Raw genomic sequence first — 6,257 nt, 5'->3', positions numbered from 1 at the left:
AGCGTGACAGAATACATTTGAATTCGTCGTAACCCCAACTTGCTTAGCTTTTAAAATCACTTTCGTGATTTTTGGTGTTGGGGCCCCGACTCCCAACTTGCTTTGCTTGTAGAATTTCTTAGTGAAATTCTCTTTGTTGGGGCCCCGCCCGCAAGGATGACTAGAACTGAGAAAAGCTTGATTTAAGTGCCTTCTCAGTTCAGTCAGCTACTGCGAATTTGCAAAATAGCTTCATTATATTAATTTTGTCCCGGACGCTTTTTATATAGAGATGTTTAAAATATAGAGAGTCGGTAATACATATAGTAGTTAATAAAATGCATGCACATGCATGAATGTGGGTGTGTATCTTCAAAAAGAGAGGAGATATAGAATGAATGTATTAGTTGTAGGTGCAAATGGTGCGGTAGGACGTAAAGTGATTGCACAATTAAAAGATACCGAACATAGTTCAGTTGCGTTAGTACGTAAAGAAGCGCAAGTTTCAGAACTTGAAAATACAGGTGCTGACAAAGTAGTTGTAGCAGATTTAGAAGGTGACATTTCAAATGCGTTTGACAATGTTGATGCTGTTATCTTTGCTGCAGGTTCGGGCGGAAGTACTGGCGCAGATAAGACACTTCTTGTTGACCTTTGGGGTTCTAAAAAAGTGGTCGATGCAGCAAGTAAAAATGGCGTGAAAAAATTAGTGCAATTAAGTGCAACAGATAGTCCAGACCCAGATAACGAGTCTGATGTGATGAGACCTTACGCTGTTGCCAAACATATGTCTGATTACTATATTGAACAATCAGACTTGAATTATACCATCGTACGTCCAGGACCATTACAAGATGATGAAGGTACTGGCAAAATCGATGCTTCTTTCTCAATTGAAGGAGACCCAAATGGTTACACAATTCCACGAGATGATGTTGCAACAACATTAATCAACGCATTAGATATAACGCAATTAGATAAACAAGTGGTCTATATTCAATCAGGTGATACTACTATTAGAGAAGCCTTAGAACAATTAAAATAAGATAGTTTATAATATAGAGAAACCCATGGGGGAGATAATGCACGCGATATGAGTGTTATCTCGCTACCATGGGTTTCGTGTTATGATTTGAACACATCACGTAAGGTATTTTCAAAAGTGACTTTAACTTCGTTATAGAAATGACGTCCTTTATCTGTAATAGCAGCGTAAACATCACGTTTATCCTCACTACAACCTTGTCGTCGTATCACACCACAATCTTTTGATTCCATTCTTGTTGCTAATCTAGACATTGCACTTTGACTCAGACCAACTTTCGTTTGTAACACTTTCAACGGTAATTGATGATGTTCTGCACAATCTAAATACATTAAGACATAGAATTCTTTTAATGCAAGATGATGGTGAGACATTAAATCGTGTTCTAACTGCTTTGAAACGTTATTGTATATGGATGTAAATTCTAACCATTCATTTACTAATTCATTTGCCATAGTTATGCCTCACATTTATTTCTTAGTCTATTTTTTAATATTATAACAATAAATAAAATAAGCTAGCGACATAATGAACTAAATAATTAATTTAACATTGGTAGCGTTAATCATAATAGCGTTAGATAGACAAATGAGTTGAACGCTCCCGAAACTTACAGAGTTGTAATTTTGGGCTTTCTCCCTAAAAATCTTAAGTTAAATATGTTTACATATAATTGAGGTGAGTGATTATGGAAGATGTAAAAGACAAATATAACTACAGACATGACGACGATTACGGTAGCAGAAATGAAAATATTGCATCGTCTATTAGTTATTTAAGCGTATTCTTTGCACCAGTACTATTACCAATTGTAATGTGGATCATCGCTGACCAACCAGTATCAACCCACGCACGTAAAGCGTTGTTCAACCATATTTTAACTTGGATTTGCTTTGCATTAGCGCCGTTCGCATTGATGATATCTGCTAGCTTAATGGGCAATGCTTCAACAAATATGGATAGTTGGGTTGTATTTGGTTCATGGGTAGTTGCCGTTATACTAGGTTTAGTCGGTGTGTATTTATTCATTCAAAATATCATTAGAGGCATTAAACTCTTATTAGTTTAGAATTATAAAAAAGAAGCTATCGCTAGGTGAGACCACCTATTGCGATAGCTTCTTTACTTATCATATGCATAAAAGAAATGCTTTAGTAATAAAAGTAACAGATAATTAGAAAAATATAGTTATTGTTTATTTCATAAGTTGACGTCTAAGGCTAATTACACCTACACCTAATATAAAAGCTAAAATACTGTAAACAAATGGTGTTGTTGAAGTGCGTTCGCCCGTCATAGGTAATTCGTGATGTAATGAAGATTGACTCGCTTCTTGTTGAGAATGAGTTGCTTGTTTACTAAGTTGTGTATTCATTTGTGATTGTGGTGACTGCGCTTGTTGTTTAACTAAATGATGCTTTTCTGCGTAACCATTGAATCCCATGTCATTATCTTCAGCTTGATGTTTACCTGGATCTTGTTGTGCGTTTGTCTTAGATGTTGGATTAACTAACCCGTGTTGTTCTGCATAACCATTGAATCCCATATCGTTATCTTCAGCTTGATGTTTATCTGGATCTTGTTGTGCGTTCGTCTTAGATGTTTGATTAACTAACCCGTGTTGCTCTGCATAACCATTGAATCCCATGTCGTTATCTTCAGCTTGATGTTTATCTGGATCTTGTTGTGCGTTTGTCTTAGATGTTGGATTAACTAATCCGTGTTGCTCTGCATAACCATTAAAGCCCATGTCATTATCTTCAGCTTGATGCTTCGTAGTGTCATTGTTGCTAGTTACATCATGGTTGAAACCAGGATCAATATCATTGTTGTCATCAACATCGTGGTTAAACCCAGGATCTACGTTGTTGTTATCTTGATTGTTCGTAGTGTCATTGTTACTAGTTACATCATGGTTGAAACCAGGATCCGTATCATTGTTGTCATCAACATCGTGGTTAAACCCAGGATCTACACTGTTGTTACTACCTTGAGATGTTATAGGTTGACCATTATTATCGTGATTGAACGCTTGGTCAATGTTATTTGTTGCTGCAAAAGCATGGCCATGTGACATAAGTAATAGTGATGATGTTACTAATGTTGTTCCGAAAGCATATTTAAAACGTCTTTTAATCAATTCATCCACTCCCTAGTAAATAGCATTCTTCATACATAAAGATGATTATTTAATAATTAAAAATATCATAAATATGTATATTTATAACTTAACACAATAATTTAAATTCAACCTTAATATCTTCTATCAACTGAATGACAGTTTTGTCATATAAGCATTCATCACATTATTGTGCTACGATATATACGACTTTTTAAACTAGGAGAGGATGTTTGATGCAATTACGTGCAGTAACCGAAGCGGATCTGTCTTCACTGATTGAATTGGAAAATGAAGGCTTTACATCTGATGAAGCAGCTACATCAGAAGCATTAAAAGAGAGAATCGGTAAAATACCTGATACATTCATCATAGCTGAAAACGCCGGCCAAATTCTTGGCTATATTAATGGGCCTGTGATTACGCAACGTTATATAACTGATGACTTATTTGAAACGAGTGAGCGCAATCCTGAATATGGTGGCTATCTTAGTGTACTTGGATTAGTTGTTAGCAAAAGTAGCCAAGGACAGGGCATTGCCGGGCAATTATTAAAAGCATTTGAGAATTTGGCTAGACAACATTCAAGACATGCCGTAACACTAACTTGTCGCGAAGCATTAGTGCCTTTTTATGAACATTACGGCTATATTAATGAAGGAGCGTCAACGTCACAACACGCGGGTATAAAATGGTATAACATGGTTAAAGAAGTATAATTAGATGTCTTAGAATGAATATAGTAGTATATGAAGATATATATGGTTTGTAGTACTTCAGTAAATAATACGTTATGGGCTTCACACAATAGAAATCAATTTGTGTATGCCCATTTTTTTAATGGTTTTGTCTATCATAACATCTCTAGGCGACCTCGTTAAAAATAACAAACACTGTTATTGAATTGACCAACTGTATGAAGGACCCCATCGAAAAAGTAATTTCAAATCAACTATGTATTGTTTGAAATATAATAATTATCAAAACTTAAAAAATTCAAAAACTCTATTTTAATAGGAAGAAACTCGTTCTGAAGAATTTGTTTTTTCCTATTTTTAATTTAAAAATAGCTCTAATTACCAAAGAAATAATAAAGCGATAGATCTGTCGTGCTTACAAAATTGTTATACCGATTAAGTAAATGAATTTAAATACAAATAAATGAATATTATCATCCCAATCCAGTATATATAAATAAGCATTACAACTGATTCATCTTAAAGAAACTTACTAATCAAGTAATAATTTGATTGAAACAAAAATAATGAAAATAAAAATAATGAATAAATCGTGCATACTTTTGAATTTTGCGCAATATAATATAGAAAAACCTTATATAAATGAACTCTAATTTTGTTGCAATTTGCATGTAAAGGGTAATATAATAGCATAAATTCAAATTAATTGTGGTCAATTAGTAGATGGGGAAGTAAATGGAAAATAGAGGAGAGTATTATGTCGAAAAAAGAGAGAAATTTTAAACGATCCTTTGGTGAAGAAAAAGCAAGGGTGAAACTATATAAATCTGGAAAACAATGGGTTAAAGCGGGTATTAAGGAAATTCAACTACTTAAAATGTTGGGTTTACCATTCTTAAATAAAGATGTAGAAGAAATTAGCAATTTAGAAACAAATCATAATGAGCGATTAAAAAAACAAGCTATGAGAGCAACTGGATTAGTAGGCGGGGCCTTTACCTTTACGATGCTTAATGACCATCAGGCATATGCTGCTTCTGAGACACCTATGACTTCAGAAATTTCATCAACGAGTGCAACAGTAGCAAATCAACAATCAACTGCGATTACTAAATCAGAAACTTCCGAGTCTACTGAATCAACAAGTAAAAGCACTGTAGAAAGTACAAGCAATAAGAATTCAGTAGAAACGACTTCTAATAAAGAGGCATCTAACGCTAATTCATCCACGAGTACAACGTCTACTTCGGAACAAGAAGCACCTAAGTCAGAAGCTGCTTCTTCGGAAAAACAAATTGAAAAGAACTCTGGAAATACATCGAATAGTGATAAAAGTAAAGAGACAAGTACGTCTGAAGAAAAAAAGAGCAGTACGAATTCTTTAGCAAAAGACACTTCTACTAACAGCACATCAGAAAAAAGTAATAAAACTTCTTCAAGTAGCAATAAAGAATCATTAAGTAACTCAAATGAGAATAACTCAAAAGGAAGTACGCGTACTGAAGCATCACTAGCGTCAAATAATGCCCAAAAAAGTGTGACATCTTCAACGCACACTACAGAAAGCAATAAAAACGAAGATTTAGGATCTGCCTTATTTACTACTAATTCAACAAGTTCATCCACAAGTCCAACTAAGTTAAGAACATTTAGTAGATTGGCAGTAAATACACTTGCAGCAACAACAGCAGCGACTAGTCAAACTAACACATATACAGGTAGTGGTACAGATTCAGTAAATAACACGCCAATTTATTATAAATTAATAGTGACTAATAATGGAAATGGTTCTGTAACATTTAAATATATACTTACTTACGATAATCCTGCCACTGATAGTGTTGAAACGCCGAATGTGAGTAAAAAGACAGCAACGCTTATGTCTCATCCACAAAGACCATTAATTACATTAGGTTCTGGTTATGGCAATATCACAAACGTAACACAAGGATACTCCGATTCATATGGTAATTATACGGGGACTACAACAACTCCATCGTTGAATAAAGTGAATGGGGGATATACTTGGTCAAGTACCAATTTAAATGGAACATTAATAGGTACAGTAAAAGTNNACTTTTACTGTACCTATTAATAATAAATCAGGAGACCTATCGTTTACAGTATCACCGTATGCTTATCAAGATGGTAATGATTATAGACTAAATTATTTTAGTGACAATCAAACAATTAAAAATCTTGAACCAAGTCAATCGACATCGACTTCAGTGGTAACTTCAAATAATGAAAGTACATCTACTTCAACTGCTAATAGTAAGAGCTTATCGACAAGTACATCATTAAGTGATTCGACAAAAACAAGCACATCATTAAGTGCATCAGCATCAACAAGCGTGAGTGATTCAACAAGTACAAGTACATCATTGAGCGCATCAGCATCAACAAGCGTGAGTGA

6 protein-coding genes and 1 pseudogene are annotated in these 6,257 nt (G+C 34.4%); 4 read left to right on the top strand and 3 right to left on the bottom strand.

All coding sequences use genetic code 11. From position 1 onward, the window contains the following. The first annotated feature begins 373 nt into the window (after window positions 1-373). Window positions 374-1,024 (top strand): SDR family oxidoreductase, encoded by a 651-nt coding sequence (locus tag JVV30_RS12640; RefSeq protein WP_053030011.1) that lies wholly within the window; start codon window positions 374-376, stop codon window positions 1,022-1,024. 80 nt (window positions 1,025-1,104) lie between these two features. Here JVV30_RS12640 and JVV30_RS12635 read toward each other — a convergent pair whose 3' ends face one another. After that, a complete protein-coding gene (locus JVV30_RS12635) occupies window positions 1,105-1,479 on the bottom strand; it encodes a MarR family winged helix-turn-helix transcriptional regulator (protein ID WP_070855013.1) in 375 nt (124 codons plus the stop codon). 233 nt (window positions 1,480-1,712) lie between these two features. On the opposite strand from JVV30_RS12635, the gene JVV30_RS12630 reads away from it, so the two are divergent. Then, window positions 1,713-2,093, top strand: coding sequence for a hypothetical protein (locus JVV30_RS12630; protein WP_204194337.1), 381 nt, complete (start codon window positions 1,713-1,715; stop codon window positions 2,091-2,093). A gap of 126 nt (window positions 2,094-2,219) precedes the next feature. On the opposite strand, the gene JVV30_RS12625 is transcribed toward JVV30_RS12630, so the two are convergent. Next, complete coding sequence (locus tag JVV30_RS12625; protein ID WP_204194335.1) at window positions 2,220-3,164, bottom strand: hypothetical protein; 945 nt, start codon at window positions 3,162-3,164, stop codon at window positions 2,220-2,222. A 215-nt stretch (window positions 3,165-3,379) separates the two neighbouring features. Here JVV30_RS12625 and JVV30_RS12620 point away from each other — a divergent pair, with 215 nt between their 5' ends. Next, window positions 3,380-3,862, top strand: coding sequence for a GNAT family N-acetyltransferase (locus JVV30_RS12620; protein ID WP_070855011.1), 483 nt, complete (start codon window positions 3,380-3,382; stop codon window positions 3,860-3,862). 736 nt (window positions 3,863-4,598) lie between these two features. Continuing rightward, window positions 4,599-5,936, top strand: a complete 1,338-nt coding sequence (locus JVV30_RS13440) for a KxYKxGKxW signal peptide domain-containing protein (protein WP_204194334.1) — start codon at window positions 4,599-4,601, stop codon at window positions 5,934-5,936. 114 nt (window positions 5,937-6,050) lie between these two features. Here JVV30_RS13440 and JVV30_RS12610 read toward each other — a convergent pair. Further along, window positions 6,051-6,257: pseudogene (locus JVV30_RS12610) on the bottom strand (hypothetical protein); the annotation flags it as partial.

Source organism: Staphylococcus sp. GDY8P47P (genome assembly GCF_016892225.1).
Taxonomy (GTDB): domain Bacteria; phylum Bacillota; class Bacilli; order Staphylococcales; family Staphylococcaceae; genus Staphylococcus; species Staphylococcus borealis.
This window is presented reverse-complemented; position numbering and strand designations above follow the sequence as displayed.

Coding starts and splice junctions, on each gene's coding strand:
- JVV30_RS12640 (WP_053030011.1), top strand. CDS start 374: ATGAATGTATTAGTTGTAGGTGCAAATGGTGCGGTAGGACGTAAAGTG.
- JVV30_RS12635 (WP_070855013.1), bottom strand. CDS start 1,479: ATGGCAAATGAATTAGTAAATGAATGGTTAGAATTTACATCCATATAC.
- JVV30_RS12630 (WP_204194337.1), top strand. CDS start 1,713: ATGGAAGATGTAAAAGACAAATATAACTACAGACATGACGACGATTAC.
- JVV30_RS12620 (WP_070855011.1), top strand. CDS start 3,380: ATGCAATTACGTGCAGTAACCGAAGCGGATCTGTCTTCACTGATTGAA.